Below are 26,343 nucleotides of genomic sequence, written 5' to 3' on the forward strand. Positions count from 1 at the left end.
TCCTAGCGAAGCTCCACGACTTTGACGGTTCGCTTCACCGTATGTTCACCCGGCGAGAAGCCGTGCGACTCACCGCTCGTCCACAAGGCGGCGTTCACGCTTTCCAGGGAGCGGCGGGTGTCTTCGCGTCGAGCGGTCACCGCGTCGGGGTTCGTCGTCGTGTCCGTTGGCAAGGCAACGATTGCGCGGCGGGCGAGGGTGGCGGCGTCGCGGGCCACGGCGGTGAACCAGGTCGGACGCGCGCTGAAGCTCGCCATGAACCGCTGAATGTCCGGCTCGGCGGGGGCGCCGGCACCCGCACCGGCATCCAACCCCGTTAGGCGCACGGGCAACGATCCCGCCGCGGCGCTGAGCACCTTGGCCGAGGTGGCCCGTTCGTACGCTCCGATGGTCTCGAGGGTGAGCACCACCATCACGCCGCCACCGCCACGCAGCTCGCCCACCTCGCGCAGCACGTCGCGGGCGCAGGGCTCCGGCCCCGAGACGAGCCAACTGCGAATGCCGGCCTTTTCCCAGACCGACAACGGGAACCGATGCTCGCCGGTCCCCTGCCCTTCCAGATCGCACGGCGCCGGCTGGAAGAACATCAATTTGGGCCGCTCCGTGACGATGCGTGCCACGTCCGCCAAGCTCGTGGCGTCGGCGACCGTGGCCACCTTGGTCTCGCGACGCGAAACGAGAGCCTCGGTCAGCGCCTCGATCGACGACGTGTAAGGTTCGCCCGCCACGAAGCCGAATTTCATTGGCGTCGCATGGCGTGGGGCTGCGAGAACGACGACGGCCACGCCGCTCGTCTCCGCCCACCGCAACGCACGGTCGGCGGACTCCGGATCGAAGCCGGCGAGGATGACGCCTGCACCGTCGCTCGCCAGATCGTCGAGCACCGACTCGATGCGATCCGCACGGCCGCCGTCGTCACGCGTCACCAGGAGCGTCTTGTCGCCCGGATCCTTTGCAGCGCGGGGCAAGTTGAGCGCCCATGCAGCCCCGCGCGCGGCGTCGGCCGCAGCATCGCGCTGCGAGGACGAACCGGTCGGGAGCACAAGACCGATCGTTCGCCCCGCCACGGCCCGTGTGGTGCGGTGGCGAGTGGCCAGCTCGCTGACGAGCAGCCCCGCGTCGCTTCCCAACACGGGGGCACCCGCAGCAGGGTCTACGAGCCACTGCGCCAGCCGCGCATCGCCGGTGGCCACGGCATAGGCGGAGAGCTGCAGCGCAACGAAGCGTTGCATTTCGACGCTGTAGCCCGTGACCAGCGGGGCACCGCCCCGGGCGGAAGCCCGCATCGAGCGCAGCGACGCTTCGAGGACCTGCGGCGACATGTTGGCCAGCGCCTCGGGGATCTTGCGGCGCGCTTCCTCGCGCTCCTCGTCGTCGGCGTGGCGAAGCCACGAGTCCATGTACGCGATGGCCTCGTAGTCGTGGTGCGCGGCCACGGCATCCAGCGAGATCTCTTCTTGAAAGAGCTCCAAGGCGTGCCGGTCGACCATCTTGCCCGCGAGCGGCGCCAAGAGTTCCAGCGCCTCGTTGGGCCGTTGGGTCAGACGAAGCAGGCGCGCGCGCGCCACCATGGAGAAATCGCGCGTGGCGCCGGGCGGAATCGTTTCCAGGTAGTCGAGTTGCGCCTTCGCCTCCGTGAGATCGCCGTCGCTCAGCAGGAGGAAGGTCAGGTAGGTCCGCGCGAGGGCTGCGGCGCCATCATTCGGAAACCTCGACAGAAATTGGCGGATGCGCGTGCGCAACGCGTCGCGATCGCGCCCCTCGAGATCGCCCCACATGCGCCGAATCTCGGCCATTTCGGCTGACGCCGCCGGAGTGCTCGACAACGTGGCCGCTGGGCGGCGCCGCTTCCCAGCCCCGCCACATGCCGCGGCCAGAGCGAGCGCGAGGGCGATCACCGAGAAAGCACGGAAGCGCGAACGAGGTGCCACGATTGCTATCCATTTACTCGAAATTGGCTCTATGTAAGGCACACTTCACATGGCAAGTAAGAGCATCCTCAAGAGCGAGTCGAACAAGGTGCGGCGGGTGATCGTCGTCGGGGGCGGACTGGCAGGGCTCACCACGGTCATCAAGTTGTGCGAAGCGGGCGTTCCCGTCGATCTGTTCTCGCTGGTGCCGGTCAAACGATCGCACTCGGTGTGCGCGCAAGGCGGCATCAACGCCAGCGTGAACACCAAGGGCGAGGGCGACTCGCCCCAAGTGCACCTCGAGGAGACGGTCTACGGCGGCGACTTCCTCGCGAACCAGCCCCCCGTCAAAGGCATGGCGGAAGCGGCCCCCGGCATCGTCTTCATGCTCGATCGCATGGGCGTGCCCTTCAACCGCACCCCCGAAGGCCTGCTCGACTTCCGCCGCTTCGGCGGGACGCTCTTTCACCGCACCGCCTTCGCCGGCGCCACCACCGGCCAGCAGCTGCTCTACGCACTCGACGAGCAAGTGCGCCGCTACGAGACCATCGACGTCGAGGACGAACGCGGCGTGGTCGTGCGCGGCGAGAAGATGGTGCGAAAGTTCGAGTGGTACGACTTCCTCTCGGTGGTGCTCGACGACGCAGGCATCGCCCGCGGCATCGTCGCCCAAGACGTCAAGACGATGGAAATCGAGGCTTTCCCCGGCGATGCGGTGTGCCTCGCCACCGGCGGACCCGGCATCGTGTTCGGGCGCTCCACCAACAGCGTCATCAACACCGGCACGGCGGCGAGCTCGGTGTACCAGCAGGGCGCGTGCTACGCGAACGGCGAGTGCATCCAGGTGCACCCCACGGCCATCCCGGGCGCGGACAAGCTCCGCCTCATCTCGGAGAGCGCCCGCGGTGAGGGCGGACGCGTCTGGGTCCCGCGCGACCCGAACGAGACGCGACGCGGCCGCGACGTGCCGGAGAAAGATCGCGAGTACTTCCTCGAGGAGAAGTACCCCGGTTACGGCAACCTGGTCCCGCGCGACATCGCCAGCCGCGAGCTCTTTTTGAAGTGCTTCCACGAGAAGCGCGGCATCTTCAACCAGGGGAGCAAGAAGAACGAGAACGAGGTCTACCTCGACCTGACGCACCTCCCGCGCGAGACCCTGGAGAAGAAGCTCTCGGGCATCCTGGAGATCTACGAGAAGTTCGTGGGCGAGGACCCGTACACGAACCCGATGCGCGTCTTCCCCGCCGTGCACTATTCGATGGGCGGCCTGTGGGTCGACTTCGAGCGCTCGGCCAGCGGCTCGTTGGTCCTGGGCTCGCCGCGCAACCAGGCGACGAACATCGAGGGCCTCTACGCCGCCGGCGAGGTGGACTACCAGTACCACGGCGCCAACCGCCTCGGGGCGAACTCGCTTTTGAGCTGCATCTACGGCGGCATGGTCGCCGGCCCGGCCATCGCGACGTACCGGAAGAACCTGGCGAAGAGCTCCTTCGACTTGGGGGACAACATCTTCAAGCAGGCGCGCAAGCGCGAAGAACAGAACTACGAGCGCATCCTCAAGATGGACGGGAAAGAGAACCCGTACCGCCTGCACGAGGAGCTCGGCGAGATGATGTTGCGCGACGTGACCATCGAGCGCCACAACGCCACCTTGGACAAGGTCATCGGGAAAATCGACGAGCTCGAGGATCGCGCACGCAAGTGCGGCGTGACCGACAAGGCACCCCACGCCAACCAAGGCGCGCCGTTCATCCGGCACCTGTTCAACATGATCGTGATCGCGCGTGTGATCGCGGTGGGCGCGCGCCGGCGCGACGAGTCGCGCGGTGCGCACTTCAAGCCGGAGTTCCGCGACCGCAACGATGCCGATTGGCTGAAGACCACGTTGGCGCTGCACAAGCCCGGCGTGGGCGGAGGCAACCACGGCATCGAGTACGTGTCGTCGCTCGATTATTCGATCAACGGCAAGCCGATGCACGCGACGAATCAAGTGGATACGAGTTTGGTGAAGCCGCGCGCGCGCAAGTACGAAACGGCGGGTGCGGCAGCGGCCACGGCGACCGCGCAAGCGGCGACCAAGACCGAAAAGAAGGCAGAGGAGGCCACGCAGTGAGTCAGAAGTCGGTAAGGACGTTCAAGCTGCGGATTTTGCGACAAGACGGCCCCACGCGCCGGGATACGCGGCGTTGGGAGGAATTCGAGATCAGCTGGAAGCCGCAGATGAACATCATCAGCGCGCTGATGGAGATCCGGAAACACCCCGTCACCACCGATGGCAAGGAGACGACCCCGGTGGTCTGGGAGTCCGTGTGCCTCGAAGAGGTGTGCGGCTCCTGCACCATGATCATCAACGGGCGCGTGCGCCAATCGTGCACGGCATTGATCGACACGCTGCTGCAGGCCGGCGAGACGATCACCCTGGAGCCGATGACCAAGTTCCCGCTGGTGCGCGATCTCTTGGTCGACCGCTCGCGCATGTTCAACGACTTGAAGCGCGTGAAGGCATGGGTGCTCCTCGACGGCACGCACGAGCTCGGACCTGGGCCCCGGCAGTCGCAGGAGACACAGGAAGAGGCCTACCCGCTGTCGCGCTGCATGACGTGCGGCTGCTGCTTGGAGGCGTGCCCGCAGGTGAACGACTCGTCGGACTTCATCGGTCCGGCCGCGATCAACCAGGTGCGCTTGTTCAACCTGCACCCGAGCGGAAAGATGCACGCGGCCGAGCGCATCGAGGCCCTCATGGGCCCCGACGGCGTGGCCGGTTGCGGCAAGGCGCAAAATTGCGTCGAGGTTTGCCCGAAGGAGATCCCGCTGGTCGACTCCATCGCGGTGGTTTCGCGGCAGGCCACGAAGCACATGTTGTTTCGCTGGCTGCTGAAGTAACGCGAACGCGCGATCCAGGATGATCGCGCGCAGCATCCCATGAGGATCGGGGCACGCCCCCCGCGCGAGGCTCGTTTCCGCAGGGAAGGAGCCTCGCAGCGTTTTGGAGGCGTGGCGCACGCCGTGCAATGCGGCAGGCTCATGATAGCATCGCCGCGTGCGCCTCCTGGGGGTCGTCCTCGCCATCACTCTCGTTCTGACGCCAACGACGGGGTTCGCCGAAGCCCCTCGCGAGCCCGATGCCGCGCCGCCGCCGCTCCCCCATCACAAGGGCGTGGTGCTCGATGCGTCGCTGGGCGCGCACGGGTTCACGGGCGAATTCGGAGGCGTGGCGCCACCGGGGTTCTGGCTGCATGCGCAACTGGGTTACGAGTTTTCGCGCGCCCTCATGCTCTTCGGCGAGGGGGATCTCTACTTCACGAGCACATCGCGCAACCAGGACGAGACCAAGGCGCGCGCGTTTCCTATCTTCGGCTTCGGGCTTGGCCCGCGTTTCACAGCACACGTGACGGATCGCGTGGGGCTTTACCTGCAGGGCAGTGCAGGTTTGAGCAAAGCCGATATCGCGACCAATGCCCTGAAGATCCTAGGCTTCGGCGACGCCGAAAAACTGGGTCTCTATTTCGGTGGACGCGTGGGCATCGAGTACTACCAAATCGATCGGCATCTCGCGTTCGGCCTTAGTTTTGGGCTTCGCGATGCGACGAACTTCAAAAAAGCCTTGGGCAGCGATCTTCCGCTTCTTTGGGATGCGGGTGTGGCGCTGCGTTACACCTTTTAGACTTCGAGGACTTGCAGCATGAGCGTTGGAAAAGTGGCCTGCGGCGCATTCGCAGGTGTGGTTGTCACCATGTTGGGCGTCGCGTGCGGAAGTGAATCGAGCGACTCGGGGAAGGATGCACTCGATTCCGGCCCGCAGAACGGGTTCGACGCGAGCGGGCTATCTCCAATCGACGATGCGCAGTCGAACGTCGACGCGCAGTCGAATGTCGATGCAACGACGCCCATGGATGCCGGCGGCGATGGCCCCATCGTCCTCGAAGGCGGCCCCCCGGTGCCGGTCGACTCCGGCGTCATCCATGCATGCGCAAGCTTCGAAACGAGCCACGGCCTCGTCAACGTCGTCGTGTTGTTCGATTCCTCGAGTAGCCTCGTCCGCGGTCCGGACGCCGAGAACAACGCGTCCACGCGCTGGGTGCCACTCACCGAGGCCATGAAGGCGTTCTTCAGCGACCCGGCGGCGGCGGGGATGAAAGCTTCGCTGCACTACTTTCCGATTCTCACCTCCGGCGGGCAGCCGGTTTGCCAGTCCAACGCCTATGCCAGTCCCAAGGTCGCGCTCACGGCGCTCCCAAATTCGTCGTTCCGGACGTCGATCGACGAGGCGAATCCCAATGGTGGAAGCCCGATGCGACCGGCCATGGAAGGCGCCGTGTCGTACGCCAAGACCCTTGCGAACCAGCGCCCGTCGGAGAAAGTCGTCCTCGTCGTCGCCACCGATGGCGCGCCGAGCCAGTGTGAGAGCACGAACGAGAATGTTCGGCAGTTCGCGGCGACGACGTACCAAGGCGCGCCTTCCATCCCAACGTTGATCACCGCCGTGGGGCCGGAAGTCGCGAGTCTCGACCAACTGGCGAATGCGGGTGGAACCCAACGTGCCATCGTCGTGTCCCCGTCCGATCCCGTGAAGGCCTCGAAAGAGCTGTTGGCCAAGTTGCAGACGTTTCGACCGGTTCCCAGCTGCTCCCTGTCGATTCCGGCGCCGTCCGCGGGCACGAGCTGGGACTATGGTAGCGCAAGGGTCACGTACCGCTCCGGATCGAACGTTCAAACCGCTCTCCCCTACGACGAGACGTGTGCGAACGGCACCGGGTGGCACTACGACGACCGCAGCGATCCCAAGAAGGTCGAGCTTTGTCCGACGTCGTGCAAAACGTTCCAAGACGACCCGCAGTCGCGCCTCAACCTGGCCTTCGACTGCAGGTCCAGCGGAGACGGAGGCATCCACTGACGGCAGCCTCGCGAGAAATGGATCCGATCGCCGCCCGCCGTTCGTAGTGCGGGAGGAGGTTTGGCCATGAACTTCAAGCAGAGTCGCAACGGCGTTCTTGCGCTTGCCGCGCTTGCATCCACGGTAAGTGCTTTTGCATTCGCAGCATGCTCCTCCGATGACACGTCCACGCCGGCGCCCAAAGACGCCGCCGTGGACACGACCACACCGGTGCCGGATGGCGGCGGGAGCGACGCCGACGCGGGCCCGGCGCCGCGGACCGTCTACGCCGTGGACGATGCGAATCAATTGCTGAAATTCACCAGCACGGCGCCGGCCTCGGTCAGCAAGTCCACGATCTCGGGCGCGCCCGGTGTGCTCGGGATCGATTTCCGTCCGGCAACCGGCGACCTTTACGCGCTCGGCAACAACGGAACGATTTACACCCTCGACAAGAACACCGGGGTGGCCACTGCCGTGGTGGGGGATGCTGGGACGCCTACGTTTCCGGTGACGCTCGATCCTGCGGCCACCTCGTTCGGCTTCGACTTCAACCCAGCCGCGGATCGCATCCGCGTCCACGCCAACACCGGACAGAACCTACGGCTTCATCCGGCCAACGGCCAGGCCGTCAATGCCACCGGCGACGGGACCCTCACCTACGAGGACGGCGGAACGGTGAAGATCGTGGGCTCGGCGTACACGAACAGCGTCAACCCGAAGCCCACCGCCACGGCCTTGTATGGCATCGAGTCGGACTCCAATCAGCTGCTCGCCTTCGCCAACCTCGACGGCGGTGTCGTCGGCGGCTTTGCGCGGGCGCGATCCGTGGGCGGTCTCGGCGTCGACGTGGACACCGTCGGTGGCTTCGACATCTACGGCGGGCAAGGCGGCGGCGACGGAGGCCCCACGGTGAATCTGCCCATCGAAGCCTATGCCGCCCTGCGCGTGGGCACCGCGACGAACCTTTACCGTGTCGACCTTCAAAGCGGCACCGCCACCGCCATCGGAGCGATCGGCCACGACCGCCCCCTGCGCGGAATCGCCGTTCAACCCTAGCCTCGTAAGCCCGTTACCACGCTGGCTTGCGGACCTGCGCGTACTTGAAGGGACCCTTCGGGTGATCCTCGAAGTGCAGGTGCGGGCCGGTCACGTTGCCCGTGGCGCCCACTTTGCCGAGCTGCTGGCCGGCTTTGATGGTGGCGCCCGCGGCAACGCTGCGGCTCGAGAGATGGCAGTAGACGTAGGTGCGGCCGTTGTCGGCGTCGAGGCCGATCCAGTTGCCGTACGCGCCGCCCTTGCTGTTGGACCAGCGGATCTTGCCGGCGCGCACGGCGACGACCTTGGTGCCGGTGGCGGCCGCGTAATCTTGGCCCGTGTGGTAGCCGGCGGCGTAACGCGGATTCTTGATGCCGTAGGCGTAGGTGACCTTCTTGCCAGGAACCGGCGAGGCCACGCGCGCGGCCGCGACGGCGGCGATGTCGACGGCGTCTTCGTCGGCGTTGACTTCTTCGTCCGCGGCTTCCTCGGTGACGGTGTCGCCTTCTTCGGCAGCGCCATCGCCATCGTGGTCACCGTGGGGATCGCCAATTTGAATCTCGTCCTCGGCCGCCTCGACCTCACCCTCCTCCGCGGAGGCACGGTCATCGGACGAAGAGCAGCCACCGGCAGTTCCCACGACGAGTGCAAGGAATGCCACCGAGCAGATGGAGGTGAAGAAGGAGCGGGGGCGAATCGAAGCGTCGGCAAAGAATCGTCGTTCCATGTCCGTGCTTCTCTTCGAGGATCGTGCCAGAGCCGACCCGGCCATGGTCGCGAAGGCATTCGCGAGATGCCGCGAGATGCCTCGCTCATTGCCGATGAAATCGACGTGTGCTGCGCCCGATCTCTGGGCGTGGCGCGATCCGCAGATGATCCGATGTCGATCCCGCCGAAGTGTGCGTCACTCTGCGGTCATGGCGGATCGCTTTGGTCATAAAAGGCCAATTCGTCGGCGAAGTAGTAGCCGAGTCGTTCGCCTTGATTCACCGTCCACGCGTAGTCCACGGGGAAGTCGTTTCGAAGCAATGTGCGCCCGCGCATGGGAAAGCGGGCCGCGTCGGACAGGATCTCCGAGGTGAGCGCGCTGGTGCCCGCGTGCTGGTGGCAACCGACGCAGTTGGTGCTGGCGTTGCCCTCGCCGCGTTCGATGTACGGGTTCGAGCACCATGTGGGTTCGCCGTGCACGGCCGTCAGTGCGCCGGCGAGCGAGGGATGCTCGTCGAAGCCGCCGCCGGGCGCCGGATCGCGCTCGTCGAACGACGTCACCGTGCACATCTTGTAATGCCGCCACGGCCCTTCGATCGACGCGGGCCGATCGGCGCCGAAGTCGAGATCGGGCGAGGCCGACCACCACAAGCTGGTCCACGCCCAGTGGTCCAACTCTTTGGTGATGATGTGAAGACCCGCCAGGCGGTACGTGTTTCCATTGGCGAGCTTCAAGGTGTAAATTGCCTCGGGGCCGGGGTTGGCTTCTCCGTCGGGGACTTCCCAGGAGACGCCGCCGTCGGGGGAGAGGCGCTGGGCGAGTCCCTCGGCCGACGTGTCGTACGTGGGCAGCTTGCGGCCGAAATCCGCGCGCACCCACGAGCTCTTGATGACGGCGGCATCCGACGGAAAGGCCGCGCGAAGACAAGGCGCCCACGCGCTGCCCGCATCCGAGGTACCGCGCGCGAGGCAATCGGTGATGGCCTTGTAGCTCCCGAACAAATGCTGCAACGTCGCGGGGCTGTAGGCCACGCGCGCAATGCCGCCCACGCCCGCGACCTCCGCGGCCTCGTCGAGCGAGGCGAGGTATTGCTGGTAGCGGTCCGCGGGCCAATTGGGCAGCTCCTCGACGGCGCGCGTGTTCCACGCGAAGGCCGCATCGAGCTCCGCCCCGGTGAACGACGCCCGCGCACGACGGCGCTGCGACCCGATGCCGTCGTAGAGCCGATGAAAGACGCGCCGCGCGTCCTCGCGGTCGTACCACGTTTGCCACGCGGGAACGCGCGAGCCCGCGGTGGGCGGCGGGAGCGGCTCCGCCAAGGCCACCGGCGCGAGGATCTTCTCCACCGTTCGCCAGGCCGCCTCGCGGCGCAGGCGCTTCGACTGCCGCAGCGCCTCTTCGCGCGCGCGCAGCGTCTCGTCGGCCACGAAGGGCTGGGCGGCGCCCAAGATCTTCCGGTCCGCCGCCTGGACGGCATCCGCGCGCTCACCTACGGGCGAACGCGAGGAGCCGTCCCGGCTTTGGCAGCCCAGGAAGAACAGGAGCACCGCGAGCGCGGCGCTTCGCCTCAAGGAAGCACCAACGCCGCGTCGCTGGCCACCACGTATTCCGTGCTGCTGGCCGCGCCATTTCGCACGGCGAAATAGAGCCAGCCGTCGGAGCGGAAATGCGGGAAGAGCGCATATTGCCCAGGCTGCACCTTCGTCACGCGCGTGCGCTTTCCGGTGAGCATGTCGACCAGGTAAATGTTCGCGCCGCCTTTTTCGGCGTACGGCTTGAAGCCCGGATCGCTGAGGCCCGTGTAGCCGAGATCTTTCGCGTCGTTCGCGTTGTTCTCGATGTAGTGGTGCATGACCATCCAGCGCTCGTCGAACGAGAAGTTCGGCTTGCCGCCGTTGAGGCAATAGCGCGCCACCTCGGGCGTCTCCACCGTGTAGCCCGTCTCGGTGCGCGTCGGCACGAGGCGGCGCAGAACGTAGCCCAGGTGCCTTCCGCGGCTGCCACCGAGGCGGCTGATCAGCCAGCGCGTCGACGGCGAAATGACCGTATCGCCCTCGAACGGAGCATTCTTCTCGATGGAGGGCATCGGCTCGAACGTGCTGCCCGTGTGGACCATCGGCGTGAGGCGGATCTTCGCCGTGGAGGCAAAGTTCGCCGTGGGATCCTTGCCCGGCGTGGAGCTCTTGCCGCCGTCGTCGCTCACGAAGCCGCTGTCGACGGTCCAATAGTCACCGCCACCGAGCGCCGCGCCCACGTGCTGGTAAAGCCGGACCTGACCATTCGAGCTGCACTGCGGCTCGGTGAACGAAATGTTCGCCGGGCCCGAGGTGAGCAGCCCTTCCTCACAGAAGAAGGCCTTGCTCCCCTGGAAGGCAAAACCCGAATTGTCCGGGAAGAAGCTCGGATCGTATTTGGCGGCCACACCAATGCCGCGATTTTGGAGCAGGTCCACGATGGTGCTTCCCGTGCCCGCCGACGCGCCGCCGTGGCCCACGAATCGGCCGTCGGGCGAACTACGCGTCCAGTAATAAGAGCGGTAGCTCTGTTCGCGGAGGATGCGCAACTTCGCGCCCTCGAGCGACTCCCAGCCTTGTCCATACGGCTGCTCGCCCGCACGCGGGTAGCTCGCCAGACAATCACGGGGATCGGAGCCGGCCGTGCAGCCGTGCATCAGCAGGCCGCGCTCGGCGTTCACCGCGCGCCAGCCTTCGAGCTTCATCTGGTTCACGTGCGTGGCAACGTCCGCCGAAATGCCCGGGTTGCAGGTGCTCGGCGCCGGATCCTCCGGCAAGAGCGTCTCCAGCTTGGGCAATCCGCGGGTGAACCACTCCATCAAGAGGTCGAACTCCTCTTGCGTGTAGGGTACATGCGTTTGCGGAGGCTCGCCAACGGGCATCTTCACCCGCTCGCGGAACTTCTTCATCTCCGTTTCCCACGTATCGCCGAAAGCCTGTTTGAACAGGTATTCGAACCACGGAAGCGGGACCGCGGTCGAATACATACCGAGGTTCTTCGCTTTGTAGGCCGACGTGGGATCGGTGGGCACTTGCCGCATGCAGGCCAGCATGGAGCGCGCCGATTCGGGCGTGCTCACTTGCAAATCCGTCAGGCAATTGGAAAGTGCGGTATCGCTCAGCGCGCGCCAATAGCGCACGTATTCGCGAGTGATCGAATGGCAACCATTGCAATTGAGATCCGCGCCCGAACCGCCGAGCAATTTGAGCGCTTTTGGCGCCAATTCGTCGTCGGGCAGAAGGACGCGGTTCTTCAGCGGTGGCGCACCCTCCAGAAGGGTCGTTTGGCTTGCGCCATTCAACTCGGGCTGCGCGTCACGTCCACCGCACGAGAGGGAGAGGGAGGAGGCGAGGGGAAGCAAGACAGCCATGCAGCGCACTCCGCGGTGCACCGCAAATAAACTTTTCATGCCTCCCCATCGCGTATTGTCCGCGCGCTCGTCAAGCGCACAGTGGATAGGGAGTCCGAGTCACATCTCGATAAAAGAGATAAAGAGCGGTTGGGTTACTTGGTGCCGCACCCTCCGCCGCCGCCGCCACCACCGCCTCCGCCGCCATCGCCGCAGGTGACACCGGCTTGTGCGCGGGAGACCTTCACGTCGATGATGCCGTCGAGCAGATTCACGTGCAGGGCCGATGCGTCGACGCTGATCGAGCCGCCGCCGCCCGTGACGATTTGCTCGTTGAGGGTGACTTCGACAAGTCCTGGAATCGACAGGACTTTCACGTTGGCGCCCAAGGTGATGTTGATGGGCGAGCCGCCAATGACCAAGCGGGCAATCGTCCCATCGGCCGCGCCCACGGCTTTGCCGCCAGCGCACCATGCGTCGGCCGTCTCTTCGAGCACGTCGGCTTGAATACCGCCTTGGAGCGGGCCGCCGTTGAAGAGGCCATCGAGCGCAGCATCGGTGATGCCGAGACTCTCGAGTATGTCGCGCAGATTGATCGAAATATCGCCACCGCGCCCGTCCTGACCGAGAACGTCGTGGAGCAAACCGCTCTTGACCGACGCCAGCACCGAGGCGTTGGCCGTGGAGGCCGCCGAGTGCGTCTTACCTCCCCCGGCTTTCACGAGGCCATTGAAGACCGCCGCCTGCAAGAGCGGACCGGCTTCGACGGTGAGAAGGCTCTTGGTGAGCGAGCCGCCGCCGGCCCCGATCGCCTTCGTATCGCCGATGACCAAGGCGCCGTCCCAGGAGGTCGTGGACGGGTGGTTTAGGCTTACGTAGACGCTGAGCGCGGACGCCCGTCCGGAGTACCCTTTGGCGCCGCCGCCCCCTGGAGGAGGGGGCGGTGGATCGTGCGGACAAGCCGGAGAGACTCCGTCCCCCGTGAGAGTGCCGTCCTGTTGCGCGGAACCATCGTCTCCGGAAGCGCAGCCAACCAAGCCTATTACGGCAAGCGCTCCCAAGAATCCGGGGAGCAATCGTTTCGATTCAATCATGATGAATCCCCCACGTCAGGCTTACGTTCTATTACGTAAGCTCATTTGTTCCCCCATTCGATGCGGAGGTAGTACGGATGGGGTTCAGGCTCGACAGGAGGAAAATCGAGGTATTTCTGTCGTTCTCCGCCGTGCATGCCTCCCCTCGCAGGGAAATCCGCGAGGGAAGGCCGGAGCTCGATTGGCAATTACGGGATGAATCCCACGTAGAGGAGTTTGGTCGTGGTGTTCGCGCCAGCGTTGGTGACCTTGGCGGTCGCATTGCTCACCAGGGCATCGCGAACTTGCTGCGGCGTGGCATTCGGATTGGCCACGAGGTAGAGCGCGGCGGCGCCGGTGACGTGGGGCGTGGCCATGGAGGTACCGTTCATGGTGGCCGTCCCACTGCCATTCGACGAGGCCGAAACGGTGCCTGTGCCCGGTGCGAAGATATCCAAGCATGCACCGAAGTTGCTGCCGTTCACGAAGTTCCAATCTTGGGGGCGGGCCCGGCTATCGCTCTTGGTGGTGGCACCCACGGTGATGAGATCCGTCACGCGGGCCGGCGAAAACTGGCTGCACGCGTCCTGGTTGTCGTTTCCGGCGGCCGCCACGAAGACGATGCCCGCCTGCCAGACCTTGCGCGCCGCGGCATCGATGGCGGAATCGCCGTCGCCGAATCCGACGCTGTAATTGAGCACTGCGGGCTTTTGCGCATGCTCGATGACCCAGTCGAAGGCATTCAAGCTTTGCTCGGTGGTGCCCCGGCCGTCATTGCCGAGCACGCGAAGCGCCACGCCTTTGGCCTTTTTCGCGACGCCGTACGTCTTGCCGAGTACGGTACCGGCCGTGTGGGTTCCGTGGCCATGGCCATCTTGGGCCTCGGCGTCATTGTCGACGAAGTCGTACCCAGACGTGACCCGATTTTCGAAGTCCGGATGGCTCCGCGTCACGCCCGTATCGACCAGATAGGCCGTTACCCCCTGCCCGCCACTGTCCGGGTACGTATACGAATTGCTCAGAGGCAGGTCCTTCTGGTCGCTGCGATCGAGGCCCCACGGCGGATTTTGCTGCGTTCCGACCGCGTGCCCGACGTGCACGTGCGCGACGGATTTCACCAACGGATTCGTGGCGAGCGCACGCGCCGCGCTTTCCGGCATTTCGATGGAGAATCCCTTGAGCACGTGGGTATAGCGAATGCCAATGCGCCCGCCGTATTGGACCAAGAGATCGTCCACCACCGCCGACAGTGCACCGCCAATGTCGTCGCGCAACGTTACGATGTACCGCTCGGGAACGATGTCACCTTCGGCGCCGAGAATCGTGCCCCGTGCGTCCAGCGATTGCTCGTGGGCGCCCGGCGCCGGCTCCTCGTCGCTCGCGCAGCCTGCGGCTCCGAGCATCACGGCAGAGAGAACAGCGAATGACGCAACAACGTACCTTCGTCGCATGATGGCCTCCTAGACTGGCCGTCGCCGCGATTCGGACGTGGAACCAACGCGGGCGGGCGATTCGTAGCCCAGCACACACGCAGGTGCAGGCTCTCGAACACAACTCCGCACGCGAGCGTTGGCTCGGTGACGTCCAAATCGATGACGCGGCTATGGTTGGTTTTCCGCAGTCAACGTCTGTGGGCCAGACCGTTGTCCATCACGGCTGACGTTAAGTCAAACGCAACGTCGAGCGATGCTCGCTATTTGCAATTTCACGATTTGCTCAAGTGATGAGTGCCACTCATCGTGTCGCTAGTCGTCGTGACGCGGGATGGCTTCCAATTTGTATTTCTTCAAGAGCCGATACAACTCGTAACGTGTGCGCAAACCGAGCAGGCGGGCGGCCTTTGCCACGCTGCCATGCGACGCTTCGAGGGCTTCGCGCACACGGTCGCACGAAGGATCGACGGCGGGCAGCGTTTCCGAACGCGGACCGGACGGAATCGCACGCGATTCGGGGTGGTGCGCGATGATGTCGTCGACACTCTCGGTGATGGCCGCCCAAAGAAGGCGCTCCACGTGGGGAATGGTCCGCGCAATGGCGTCGCGCAAAAGGTTGGCCACCAAGGTGCCATCGATGCGCACCTCGCCCGCTTCGGTTCGAAAGCGGGATACGAAGTTGGGATTCGTCTTCGCCAGATCGCGCAGCACGTGGCGCACGACCAGCGGGACGTCCTCGCGGCGATCCTGCAAGTCGTCGGCAATGACGGGGTTGACCGAGATGGGCGGCGTGCTGGCCCTCGGGGTCGGCGAGGAGATGGGCCAGCGGCTTCGTGATTCGCGGTCCTTGTCGGCGCGCGCGGCGGCCTCGCGCAGATCCCACGCCGCGGGGCTCTCGCCGACGATGCCGAAGCGATCGATCTCGCCGAAGCGCGGCATGTCGACGAAGGAGAAGGACGCGAGCTTGCCCAGCACGCGCGGGCGGGTCACCACGTAAAAGAGAACGTTGCTCGGCAAGAGCACGGCGTCGCCCGGCGCGACACGGGCGCGGTCCACGGCGTCGCCGTTGACCAGCATGGGGCAGCGACCGATGCGCTCGAGTTCGAGCTCGTGGCCACTGGATTGGGACGCGCGCACGCGCAGCTGTTGGCGCGACAGGCCGTCGCCCTGCAAGGGAGGTCGCAGGGCGATTGATCCGGGGCGCTGGCGCACGAACATGAGGTCGTCGCGGCCCCGCCCGAAGACGACGTCCTTCGCCCCCTCGGGCAGAAAAGCGACTTCGCCGACGCGATGCGGTTCGACCGCGGACCACGCCAACACGAGCGCGGGAGAGGCGGGCATCATCCCCACGTCCGTATTGTAACCGAGAACGACGCTAGAACCAGCGCGTGTGCTCGCTTACGAGCCGGACCAGGGTACGGTCGAAATCGAACTTGAATTGCGCGATGTTACGGCGCTTCTCATCCGTATCGCCCTCCATGGGGATGCCGCCCAAATCGAAGCTCGTGCATCCCAAATCGCGTGCCCACCGGATGGCCGCGAGGAAGGGGAGCACCATCTTCGAAAAAGAACGGTGGGAGCGATCAGAGGCGCCGAGCACGAAGGTGGCCACGCTGCCGTGACGCAACATGAGCGCTGCGGCAACGACATCGCCCTCGTGCTCGCACACGAAGAGCCCCGCCGGTCCGCTCGGGGCGAGTTGCCCTTCGAGGCGCTCGAAGTAGAGGTCCGGCTTCTTCGACATCCCTTGGCCGGACATCAACTCGCCATGCAGGCGGCGGAGCGCCGGGAGATCGACGGCGGTGCCCATGCGGGCGCGCGCGCCGGCTTTCTCTGCCTGCTTCAATTTTCGGCGCAGGGTGGCGCGGTCGCCGCCGGCGAGGATCTCGGCCTCGGTGCGCTCGCCCAGTGCGAGGCGCAAGGTGGCGATGTGCGCGCCGTCGGCCTGCTGCGTGTTGGTGAACCGCTCGCGATCGAGGGCGCGTTCGACGGCGTCGGCCTCGGCGTCGGTCCAGTACGGCATGATGGAGAGGCGCGCGATGCCGTGCAGCCGCGTTCGCGCGACGAGGGCACGCGCCACACGGCCGACCCGTTCGGGATCGTCGCACACCGGTCCGCGGTCCATGTGCGCGACCGGCGCTAGGAGGTAGCGCGCGGCCCGCGGGCGGAGCAAGAGGCCCGCACCCACGGTTTTTCCACCGTCGCGTGCGAGAAACCACCGCACGGTGAGGGGCCGGCCCGCGGTCGCGACGGAACTCCACGAGCGCGCCTGCGAATAGTGTCCACCGCGCGCAGTGGCGACGAAGGCGTCGTATTCCTCCGCCTCGACGGGGGAGAGGGTTTCTTTCAACAAGACGCGCATGGGTCAGCTCTCGATGGCCATCATCCGCACCGTGTGCGGCGGCACGACGAGATCGAAGCCACCGGCGGTGCGGGCGATGCGCCGTGCACGCGGGGCCATCAAGTCGACCAGCGCACCGGCCCCGGGAAGGGCCACGCGTGCGCTCACCTCGGCCGCGGTGGGGTTCATGAAGAAGGCGACCTTGGCGGTACCGCGTTCGTCTTCGTGCACGGCGACGAAGATGTCGTCGGGCGCGTGCGGGTACGTGGGCAATGCGAGCTCCTCGATGCGCCGCGCGACGAGGGAATCGGCCTGGGCCATTTCCTCGAGCGGTTCGAGCTCGATGGCGCCGCGCTCGTAGGGCACGTCGAGCCGCCGCAGGCTGCCATCGCGATCCGGGATGCGCGGCCCGACGGTGACGCGGGTGCCTTCGGTGTTCGCCGCCAAGAGCAGAGAGGCCCAGAGCTCGCGCTTGACGCCGCCGGCGGTCGCGCAAATGAGCCAGCGGGCATCGCGCGTGCTGACGTCGAAGGTCTCGCCGCCCGCGTACGCAAAGGGAACACCGCGCGCGGAGAGGGCGCGCTCGAAGGCGCGCAGGTACGCTTCGGCGTCGAGGGTGGGGGCGCCTCCGCCGAGGCCGAAGTCGTCCTCGAGGCAGCTCTCGCGAAAGCCGGCGCCAATGACGTGGAACATGGCCGGCGTCATCGGCCCGAAGGCGTGGGTGGCCCGCGCAAGACGGCGCAGGGAGCGCGGGACCACGAGCCGCACGGGCGCGCGCCGCGTGAGCGTGTGGAAGCGCGTCTGCTCGAGCGCCCGCGAAAGCGCCTCGAAGCGATCGGCGAAGGGCCGGCGGCGACCTTGCGGATCGATGGGCGCGCCGACCCAGCGATCGCGCTCGACGGCCATGTACAGGTTGTAGCCGCGCAGGCCGTAGGCCATGGCGGCCATCAAGGTGTAAATCGAGTCGTCCTCGGTGAGCGGCGAGAAGAACGGCGGAAAGCCCGCGCCCACTTCGGCGCCGTACGGTGGCGCCCCCATGCCGGCGCAGCGCGAGACGAGCTCGCTGGTGCGGCGCAGGATGGCCACGTGATCTTGCGGCGTGGCCCGGTGGTAGTAATCGAGCCCGATGAGATCGAGCTCGATGCGCCCGGCATTGAGCGGCGTGACCGCCTCGGCCAAGGGAAAGTTGTGCATCGTGGGCAGGCCATCGAAGCCGCTCGCCACGAGGGTGCGGGCCATGCGCTGCATGGCGCCGGCGAGCAGGTGCTCGTGGAACTCCATCCAGTCCATGTGGCGAACGAGATCGTCGGCCGTCGTCGCCTCGAAGCGCACGGGCGGCGTGACGGTGGAGAAGGAGAGATCCGACTGCCCCCACGCCGCGCGCAATTCGCGCGGGGTGCGGTACTTCCCGCGGAGAAAGCGCCGGAAGAGGACGATGGCGTCGGGGTGGTAATCCTGGTCGTAGGCGCCGTCGCGGAAATAGAGCGCGCCCTCGTTGTCGATCTGCACGAGGACGATGGGGCCCTCGGGGTAGCGCAGCGGCGCAAGCTCTTTGGCCACGCGATCGAACCAGCGCTCCACCTCGGCGTGGAACACGCGGCTCGCGTAGCTGGGCACCGGGAAGGCCACCGGCACGATGGGGAGCATCACCGGGTTGTCGCGCGGCGTGCGCGCTTGGCAGGCGCGGTCCCAAACGATGCGCTCGGGCAAGCCGAAGTACGTGAGCTCGGCGTTGATGTGCGGGCCCGGACGAACGACGGCGCGAAGACCGCGCTCGTGGGCCATGCGCAGGAAGCGGCCCACGTCGTGGCGCGGCTCCTTGGTGCCGAAGTCGTAGACTCCGGGCTCGCGCTCGTGCACGCCCCAGGGGACGTAGGTGTCGACGAGGAGCAACCCCATCTCGCGCATCGCATCGAGGCCCGCCGCCCACGTGGAGGGGTGGTGGCGCCAGTAGTGCATCGACCCGGCGTAGAGCGGCAGCACGGAAGAGGCGCGCTCCGTGTGCGGGCCCCCGGTCGGTAGCTCGAGGCCGTGCGGGTGCAAGCGCACGCGCGCAATCTGCGGGGCCCGTTGGGAAACGGGTTCGCCGGGGTCGATCTTGAGGCGGCGTGCACGCAGGGATCGCGTGCGGCTCTCGGGCATTGGCGTCCTCTTGGAAGCGGTTGCTACCACACTTTCAGGCAGGCCTGCGGCTTTCCAGGTCCTCCCAGCGCGCGGTGAGCCGTTCCACGTCGGCGCGCGCGGCATCGAGCTGGGCCTGCGTCTCGCGCGCCTCGTCCGGGGCCTTGGCCCAGAGCGAACCGTCCGCGAGCTTTGCCTCGAGCGTAGAGACCTTCTCTTCGGCCGCCATGATGACGTCCATGATTTTCTCCAGCTCGAGCCTCTCGGCATACGTGAGCTTTTTCGTGCCCGTGCCCGTGCCCTCGCCCGTGCCCATGCCCGTGCCCGTCTTCGCACTCGTCGCCGGGCTCGGGCTCGCCTTCTCCCGCTCCTCCGCCCGAATCGCCGCAATCCGCTCCCGGTAGGCCGACCAATTGCCGCCGTACAACGTCACCTTGCCGTCACCTTCGAAAGCGAGGATCGACGTGGCCACCCGATCGAGGAACCAGCGATCGTGCGACACCACGATCGCGCACCCCGGCCACGACTCGAGCAACTCCTCGACCGCCGACAAGGTCACGATGTCCAGATCGTTGGTCGGCTCGTCCAAGAGCAACATGTTGGCGCCCGATTTCAACGACAGCGCCAACGCCACCCGCGCGCGCTCGCCGCCGGACAGCGCCGACACTTTGCGACGCGACGACTGCCCATCGAACATGAAAAGCTCCAGGTACGTGCGCATGTCCATCGTGCGATCGCCGATGGTCACCATGCCCGCACCCGTGCGCTCCGCGCCCTCGCGTTCGGCGACGTTGTCCAGCACGCTCCAATCGTCCTGCAGCATCGCCCGCGCCTGATCGAACAGCGCAATCCGCGTCTGCGTCCCGCGCTTCACCGTACCGTGCACCGGCTCGAGTTCGCCTTGCACCACGCGGAGCAAACTCGTTTTTCCCGCACCGTTCGGCCCGACCACGCCGATGCGCTCGCCGCGCACCACGTTCAAGGTCAGGTTGCGCACCAGGGTGCGGCCGGCCAACTCCACGGTCACCCGATCCAAATCGAGGATCGTCCCGCCCAACTGCGCCGCGCCCTCTTCGAGGCCCACGAGATCCACCTTCGCGCGCTGCACCAAGCCCGGCTCGGCGATCTTCGCGTTCGCCCGATCGATGCGCGCCTTTTGCTTCGTGCTGCGCGCCTTCGGCCCGCGCCGCAGCCACTCGATCTCGCGCCGCAGCAGGTTCTGCCGGTTTCGCTCGACGCGCTCCTCCTGCGCATCGCGCTCCGAGCGCTGCTCGAGAAAGTCCGCGTACGCCCCCAGGTGATCGTCGCGCTTCGTGTACTCGGTGAGCCGCCCCGCATCGAGCTCGAAGATGCGTGTCGCCACGGCATCGAGCACGTAGCGATCGTGCGTCACCATGAGCACCGAACCACGAAACACGTCGCGCAGATACCCCTCGAGCCACGCGATGGTCTCGGCATCCAGGTGGTTCGTCGGCTCGTCGAGCAGCGCCAGATCGGGCCGCGCGACGAAAAGACGCGCCAGCGCCACCCGGCGCCTCTCGCCACCGCTCAACGTGGCCACGGGCCGATCGCGGTAGAGCACCCCGAGTCGGTCGAGAAACTCGTCCACCTCGTGCTCGCTACTCCACGGGCCCAGCTTTTCCGCCACGATTTCGCGGGCGTTGCGCTCGCCATCGAGCACCGGCTCCTGCGGCAGGTACAACATGGACGCCTCGCGCCGCCGGTCGACCACGCCGGAATCCTCCGGTTCGAGCCCGGCGAGCACCCGCAGCAAGGTCGACTTCCCCGTGCCGTTGGGCCCGAGCAAAGCCGCCTTTTCACCTCGTTTTAGCGTGAAGGTCGCGTCCGTGAGGAGCGGGCGCGCGCCGTAGGCTTTGTTGAGTCCACGGGCCGAAAGAATGGGCATGGCCCGGCTTCTATACTACGCCTGGCCTGCCCTTCCGTTCTTCGGTGCGCAAGGCATACCGAAGCGCCGCTTCCAGCGTGCTGAACGAGGTGAGTTCGGCCAGATCGAGCTCCAGCCCCACGATGGTCTGCGCCATGTGCGGCGAAATCCCCGAAACGACACACCGCGTGCCGAGCAGCGCCGCGGCCCGTACGACCTTGAGCAAATGATCCGCGGCGGCCGTATCCATCTCGTCGACGCCGGTCAGATCCAAAATGGTGAACCGCGCCTGCGTCCGCACGATGGCCTCGAGCAGGCTTTCCAGCATTTGATTCGCACGCCGGCTGTCCACCAGGCCGATGACCGGCAAGGCGAGAATGCCCTCCCAAAGCTGCAGGATGGGCGTCGACATCGCACGGATGGAGTCTTCCTGCCGGCGGATGATCTCCAGCTTGTCGAGCAACATCTGCTCGGCCTGAATGCGATCGTGGATCTCTTGTTTGAGGCGTTCCTCGGCCTGCGTGCGCTCGTGCACCTCGAGTTTCAGCCGCTCGAGCGCGGCATCGAGATCGGCGCGCGTGGCCTTGTCCGCGGAGATGAGCTGATCGAGCTGCCCGGCGATGGTGCGCGTCGACGGGCGCACCACGAATTCGTCCGCCTCGTCGCCGCTGGCGAGAAATTTCGTCTGCTCCGCCCAGCAATTCGTCCCGAAGAGGATGCTCGCAAAGCCCGCGAAGCGCCCCGCCAGTGAACTCGTTCCCCAGCAGACGCCGAGCGCGCGCTGGTAGAGCGCCTCCCAACTGTTGCGCACGCGGAAGCGCGCTTCCTTCTTTTCGCGATCGAGAAACGTGAGCTCCCAGTGGCCGAGGCCCACGACGTTGGCGCCCACGCCGATGCGGCGCATGCCCTCTTCGAAGCTCGGCGCCGTCTTGAAGAAGAGGTTCCACTCGTTCTCGACGACTTCCTCGCCGGCGCCGTAGAGCGCGAGCTGAAAGCGCTCGGTGCCCACCATCTTGTGGATGCCCGCCATGAAGCTGGCCATCGTGGTCTCGACCCACATGGCCACGCAGGGGATACCCTCACACAGGAACAGGCCGCGCTCTTGATCCCACTCGAACCGCAAAGTCCCTACGGTACATTTCGGATTTTCGGCTTCCGGCGTACTCGTAGCCATTTCCACCTCCGATAAGCTACCCGCCCGATAGCCTCCCGGGAGAGGTCGGGCGCATCAATCGGCAGCTTGTCATGTTTGGTGGCAGATACCTAGGGCTTCATGACGCGGTCGAGGATGGCCTCGAGTGCTCGCATGTCTTCGTCGTGTGGGGCGAGGCGTGCAAGTGAAGCCCGTATGCGGGCGTACGTCGACGGAAGGAACTTCAAGAACGTGGGGTTGTCGTTCACGCGATCGATGAACACGAATCGGCCCGCATTTTTCAGTTTGCGCAGCACCGTGACGCGATCGAATTGAATGTCGAGCTCGGAGCGCTCCTCGGTGGAGAGACGACAGGCCTGGGCATAATCGTCCAGGCGCGCCTCGATGAAAGTGCGGTCGAAGTCTTGGTAGCTGTCGTTGAGAAGGGTGACCAGGTCGTAGACGCGCGGGCCGCGTAGGGCATCCTGGAAATCGATCCACACCAGGTCGGGCGTGCCCGCGCCGTTGGTCGCGTGAGCACGTACCATCAGGTTGCGCGACTGGTAATCGCGGTGCGTGAAGCCGCGCGGAAAGCTGGCGACGCGGCGAGCGAACCGGTCGGAGATCCCTTCGAAGGCCTCGCGGTCCGTGCGCGCAAGATGGTAACCGCGCGCCTCGAGACCCCACTCGCGAAAATGTTCGAGCTCCCCGCGGATCAGCGCCTCGTCGAAGGCGCGGGACGCCACGATGGATCCCTCCGGCGCGGTCGCGAGCCGATCCTGCGCGGCCGCCAGATCGCGGACGGCTTTCGTGTACAGCGCATCTTTCTTTTCGGGGTGGCGCAGGAGGTAGTTGGCCAGCGTATCGTCGCCCAGGTCCTCGAGCAGAAGCCAGCCGTCGTCGGTCGCGTCGCCGAGCACCTCGGGAACGCGCACCCCGCGCTCGCGGAGCAGATCGCCCACCTCGAGAAAGGGCCAGCGGCGCGGGTTCAGCGGCTGCTGGATCTCGTCGGTCTGGACGCCCTGCGGAAAAAACATGCCGACGGCCGAGCGATCCCCGGCGAGCAGCACGCGGACGTATTGGCGCGTCGAGGCCCCGGCCGCCATCGGCTGGACGCCCACCTTTACCAGGCCGAGCCGGGCAAGGAGTGCGTCGAGGGCCGCCATGGCCGTGGGGTCGGGCGCAAGCATCCTACGCCGCGTGCTATCACAGCCGGCACGCATGGGCGAATCACGGTCCGGAGGTCTACGCACGAGGGGGGAAGGCTGGGATCTCGCCAGCATGGCCTCCCATTTCGGGCTTTCCGTCACGTCGGCGACGGCGGCAGACACGACCAAGGGATCTAGCGTCGACAAGGGGCTTCGCACGTGGCTCGACCTTCTCGTCACCTGGAACGCGAAACACGATCTGACAGCGGCGCGCTCGGAGGGTGAGCTGCTCGATTTGATGCTGGCCGATGCATTTGCGTTGTCGGAACATCTTCCCCAACGAGCGCGGCTGGTCGATATCGGGTCGGGCGCGGGGGCGCCGGGGCTGGCTCTGGCGCTGATTCGGCCGGATCTTGCGGTGACCTTGGTGGAACCGCTCGCCAAGCGCATCAGCTTCCTGCGGACGGTGATTGGCGCGATCGGGCGCCTCGATGTGAAGCTCCACCACGGGAAAGCGGGTGAGCTCGCTGGAACGACGTGGGACGTGGCGCTGTCGCGCGCCACGTTCGCGCCGCCGGAGTGGCTCGCGGTGGGGCGCACCTTGATCGAGCCGGGCGGCTCGGTGTGGGTGCTGCTCGCGCGCGAGGAAGCTCCTGCCCTCGAGGGGATGACGCTCGCGGAGGACTTCGCGTACGAGTGGCCGAACCAGCAGCGCGCCCGGCGCGCCGTGCGCTACGTCGCCGCCTAAGCCCCACGCGAAGGGGCCGCCATTTTTTTGCCCGACAGCCCTTCCGTGTGCGAACGCTCGTTCGATTCCATGACGACGACCCGCGAACGCAGCGTGAAGGGGGCGCCTCGTGAGGGCGAGCTCGTGGCACTTCGCAAACTGGCCGAGGAGCTGGCGCGCCAGCGGAAGGAGCGCGTGACGACCGGCCATTTGCTGGCCGCCATCGCCGATCGGCGCAGTGTGGCCGCGGATCTTCTCCAGGACCGGCTGCTCGACGTCGACGTGCTCTTGAAGGCCGCGCGCGTGGTGACCGACGATGCGCCCGACGCCATCGGGCGCGCCGTGCAACGCGCCCGCGAGTTCGCCGCCCGATCCACGGCGCCCGAGCCGAGCGGCCTTCATCTGCTCTACGCCTTGTGCCAGGACCGCACCTGCGCCGCGCACCGCGCGATCGCCCAATGCGGAACCGACGTCGCCAAGGTGCGAACCCACGCGCTGCAGCTGGCCACGGGCATCGCCATGCCCCGCCGCACGATGCGCTCGTCGATCCCGATTTCCGCGCGGCCCCTGCTCGCGCCATCGCTTCCGCCGCCGGTGCCGCCGGCGCTGGTCTCGCCGCCGCTTCCTCCTCCCCCGAAGCCGCAAGCCAAAGCGCCCGTTCCTGCACCGGTGCCGCGGCCGGTGGCCCCGACCCCGCGCAAGCGCCACCACCACCCGCGCCCGCACGCGGCGCCGCCGGCTACGACGACCGCGGCGGCCACGAATGCGCAAACCTTCGCCCTCGATCCCAAGGCGTTCCCGCTGCTCACGCAGATGGGCACGAACCTCACGCTCGCCGCCGCACAAGGACAGCTCGATCCGGCCATCGGGCGCGAGGCCGTGATCGAACGCACCCTCGACGTGCTGGCCAAGCGCCACGCGAACAGCGCCTGCCTCGTGGGCGAACCGGGTGTGGGCAAGACCAGCATCGTGCGCGGCATGGCCCGCCGCATCGCCGCCGGCGAACACGTCACGTCCCTCGACGACCGCATCCTCGTGGCCATCGATCCGCCGGTCCTGCTCGCGGGCACGGGCATGCGCGGGCAGCTCGCCGAGCGCATGTCGCAGCTGCTCGCCGAGGTGAAAAAGAGCGAAGGCCGCATCGTGCTCGTCTTCGAGGAGATCCACGCGCTCTTCGGTGCCGACGGCGGCGACGAGGGGATCTCCGAGCTGAAAGCTGCTCTCGCCTCCGGCCACGTGCGGTGCATCGGTACGAGCACGCCGAAGGAGTACCGCCGGGTCATCGAGGCCGACGGCGCGCTCGCGCGCCGCTTCAGCGTGGTCGAGGTCGAGGAGCCCGGCGACGATGAAGCGCTGGCCATCATGGAAAACGTGATCCCCTTGTTCGAGGGCCACCACCACGCGCGCTACGCGAAGGAGGCGCTCGCCGCCTCGCTCCGCTGGAGCGTGCGCTACCTGCCCGGCCGCGCTCTGCCCGACAAGTCGATCAGCGTGCTCGATCTCGCGGGCGCGCGGAGCCGGCGGCGCAAGCTCGCCGAGGTGGGCCCCGAGCAGGTGGCCGAGGTCGTCGCCGAGCTGGCCGGCGTCCCCGTGGAGCGGCTGCTGGAAACCGACGCCGAGCGCATGCTGCGCTTCGAAGCGCTGCTCGCCCAGCGCATCGTGGGGCACACCGACGCGCTCGCGCGGATCGCCGCCGTGCTGCGCCGCAATGCCTCCGGCTTCCGCACGCGCCGCCCCATCGGGTCGTTCTTGCTCCTCGGCCCCACCGGCGTGGGCAAAACGGAGACGGCAAAGGCCATCGCCGAGCTGCTCTTCCACTCCGAGAATGCCATGACGCGGCTCGATCTTTCGGAGTACGCCGAACCGCACGCGGTCTCGCGCCTGGTCGGTGCCCCGCCCGGCTACGTCGGCCACGAGGCGGGCGGCTTCCTCACCGAGGCCGTGCGCCGCCGCCCGTACCAAGTGGTGCTCCTCGACGAAATCGAGAAGGCCCACCGCGACGTGTTGGAGGCGTTCCTCCAAGTCTTCGACGACGGCCGGCTCACCGATGGCCGCGGGCGCACCGTGGACTTCACCAACACGGTCATCCTGCTGACGTCGAACATCGGCGCCGATGTCGCGCGCCCCCGTCCCTCGACCCGCCGCATCGGTTTCTCACCCGACGCCGCCCTCGACGACGCCGACCGACGCGAGGCCACGGCCTACGCCGACGCCATCGTCGCCGCGGCCCGCTCGGCACTGCCACCCGAACTCTACAACCGACTCGACGAGGTGATGGCCTTCGCGCCCCTCACCCGCATCGACGTGGCCGAGGTTGCGCGCCGCATGCTCGCCGCCCTCGGCGCCGAACTGGAGAAAACGCGGGGCATCCGCCTCGACGCCAGCGAAGACGCGATCGCCGCACTGCTCGACGCCGGCGGCTTCGATCCCGAAATGGGCGCGCGCCCGATGCGCCGCACCATCGCCCGCCTCGTGGAGGCCCCCATCGCCGAGATGCTCCTCCGCCAGGAAGTCCGCCGCGGCGACATCGCCACCGTCGACGTGGAAGACGGCGCCATCGTCGTGGACGCCGTCACGCCCTAGAAGGGG

At 66.8% G+C, this 26,343-nt stretch carries 19 protein-coding genes; 7 read left to right on the forward strand and 12 right to left on the reverse strand.

Annotated elements, in window-relative coordinates; all coding sequences use genetic code 11:
- Nucleotides 1-2: 2 nt before the first annotated feature.
- Entirely contained in the window at nt 3-1,931 is a 1,929-nt protein-coding gene (locus tag LVJ94_46185) for a hypothetical protein (GenBank protein ID WXB04282.1), read from the reverse strand.
- Between the two features lie 49 nt (nt 1,932-1,980).
- On the opposite strand from LVJ94_46185, the gene sdhA reads away from it, so the two are divergent.
- From sdhA to LVJ94_46210, 5 genes are all read left to right on the forward strand, one after another.
- On the forward strand, nt 1,981-4,023 hold the full coding sequence (sdhA, locus tag LVJ94_46190) for a succinate dehydrogenase flavoprotein subunit (protein ID WXB04283.1): 2,043 nt from the start codon (nt 1,981-1,983) through the stop codon (nt 4,021-4,023).
- Nucleotides 4,024-4,049: 26 nt separating this feature from the next.
- Nucleotides 4,050-4,793 carry a succinate dehydrogenase iron-sulfur subunit gene (gene sdhB, locus LVJ94_46195; GenBank protein WXB10809.1) on the forward strand — a complete coding sequence of 248 codons (744 nt, stop codon included), beginning with the start codon at nt 4,050-4,052 and terminating at the stop codon, nt 4,791-4,793.
- Between the two features lie 157 nt (nt 4,794-4,950).
- Nucleotides 4,951-5,574, forward strand: coding sequence for a hypothetical protein (locus LVJ94_46200; GenBank protein WXB04284.1), 624 nt, complete (start codon nt 4,951-4,953; stop codon nt 5,572-5,574).
- A gap of 18 nt (nt 5,575-5,592) precedes the next feature.
- The gene (locus tag LVJ94_46205) at nt 5,593-6,804 is read left to right on the forward strand and encodes a hypothetical protein (GenBank protein ID WXB04285.1); all 1,212 of its coding nucleotides are present in this window, start codon (nt 5,593-5,595) and stop codon (nt 6,802-6,804) included.
- Nucleotides 6,805-6,870: 66 nt separating this feature from the next.
- Nucleotides 6,871-7,842 (forward strand): DUF4394 domain-containing protein, encoded by a 972-nt coding sequence (locus LVJ94_46210; protein WXB04286.1) that lies wholly within the window; start codon nt 6,871-6,873, stop codon nt 7,840-7,842.
- A 13-nt stretch (nt 7,843-7,855) separates the two neighbouring features.
- On the opposite strand, the gene LVJ94_46215 is transcribed toward LVJ94_46210, so the two are convergent.
- The 11 genes from LVJ94_46215 to LVJ94_46265 all read right to left on the reverse strand — a co-directional run bounded on the left by LVJ94_46215 (nt 7,856) and on the right by LVJ94_46265 (nt 23,069).
- Nucleotides 7,856-8,548: a M23 family metallopeptidase gene (locus LVJ94_46215; protein ID WXB04287.1), complete on the reverse strand. Its 693-nt coding sequence runs from the start codon at nt 8,546-8,548 to the stop codon at nt 7,856-7,858.
- A gap of 188 nt (nt 8,549-8,736) precedes the next feature.
- On the reverse strand, nt 8,737-10,101 hold the full coding sequence (locus LVJ94_46220) for a hypothetical protein (GenBank protein WXB04288.1): 1,365 nt from the start codon (nt 10,099-10,101) through the stop codon (nt 8,737-8,739).
- Nucleotides 10,098-11,915 carry a hypothetical protein gene (locus tag LVJ94_46225; protein WXB04289.1) on the reverse strand — a complete coding sequence of 606 codons (1,818 nt, stop codon included), beginning with the start codon at nt 11,913-11,915 and terminating at the stop codon, nt 10,098-10,100. The genes LVJ94_46220 and LVJ94_46225 overlap by 4 nt, the downstream gene beginning before the upstream one ends.
- Nucleotides 11,916-12,049: 134 nt before the next feature.
- The gene (locus LVJ94_46230) at nt 12,050-12,988 is read right to left on the reverse strand and encodes a hypothetical protein (protein WXB04290.1); all 939 of its coding nucleotides are present in this window, start codon (nt 12,986-12,988) and stop codon (nt 12,050-12,052) included.
- A 188-nt stretch (nt 12,989-13,176) separates the two neighbouring features.
- Nucleotides 13,177-14,370: a S8 family peptidase gene (locus tag LVJ94_46235; protein ID WXB10810.1), complete on the reverse strand. Its 1,194-nt coding sequence runs from the start codon at nt 14,368-14,370 to the stop codon at nt 13,177-13,179.
- 342 nt (nt 14,371-14,712) lie between these two features.
- Entirely contained in the window at nt 14,713-15,744 is a 1,032-nt protein-coding gene (locus LVJ94_46240; protein ID WXB04291.1) for a hypothetical protein, read from the reverse strand.
- Between the two features lie 31 nt (nt 15,745-15,775).
- Nucleotides 15,776-16,762, reverse strand: coding sequence for a GNAT family N-acetyltransferase (locus tag LVJ94_46245; GenBank protein WXB04292.1), 987 nt, complete (start codon nt 16,760-16,762; stop codon nt 15,776-15,778).
- A gap of 3 nt (nt 16,763-16,765) precedes the next feature.
- Nucleotides 16,766-18,883, reverse strand: a complete 2,118-nt coding sequence (locus LVJ94_46250) for a beta-galactosidase (GenBank protein WXB04293.1) — start codon at nt 18,881-18,883, stop codon at nt 16,766-16,768.
- A 34-nt stretch (nt 18,884-18,917) separates the two neighbouring features.
- The gene (locus LVJ94_46255) at nt 18,918-20,768 is read right to left on the reverse strand and encodes an ABC-F family ATP-binding cassette domain-containing protein (GenBank protein WXB04294.1); all 1,851 of its coding nucleotides are present in this window, start codon (nt 20,766-20,768) and stop codon (nt 18,918-18,920) included.
- A gap of 10 nt (nt 20,769-20,778) precedes the next feature.
- Entirely contained in the window at nt 20,779-21,921 is a 1,143-nt protein-coding gene (locus tag LVJ94_46260) for an STAS domain-containing protein (GenBank protein ID WXB04295.1), read from the reverse strand.
- Between the two features lie 89 nt (nt 21,922-22,010).
- A complete protein-coding gene (locus LVJ94_46265; GenBank protein ID WXB04296.1) occupies nt 22,011-23,069 on the reverse strand; it encodes a phosphotransferase in 1,059 nt (352 codons plus the stop codon).
- 91 nt (nt 23,070-23,160) lie between these two features.
- On the opposite strand from LVJ94_46265, the gene LVJ94_46270 reads away from it, so the two are divergent.
- Together LVJ94_46270 and LVJ94_46275 are read left to right on the forward strand one after the other, a co-directional pair.
- Nucleotides 23,161-23,775 (forward strand): class I SAM-dependent methyltransferase, encoded by a 615-nt coding sequence (locus tag LVJ94_46270; GenBank protein WXB04297.1) that lies wholly within the window; start codon nt 23,161-23,163, stop codon nt 23,773-23,775.
- A 69-nt stretch (nt 23,776-23,844) separates the two neighbouring features.
- On the forward strand, nt 23,845-26,337 hold the full coding sequence (locus LVJ94_46275) for an ATP-dependent Clp protease ATP-binding subunit (GenBank protein ID WXB04298.1): 2,493 nt from the start codon (nt 23,845-23,847) through the stop codon (nt 26,335-26,337).
- The last annotated feature ends 6 nt before the right edge of the window (nt 26,338-26,343 follow it).

It is taken from the genome of Sorangiineae bacterium MSr11367, assembly GCA_037157805.1.
In the GTDB taxonomy this organism is placed as follows: domain Bacteria; phylum Myxococcota_A; class Polyangia; order Polyangiales; family Polyangiaceae; genus Pendulispora; species Pendulispora rubella.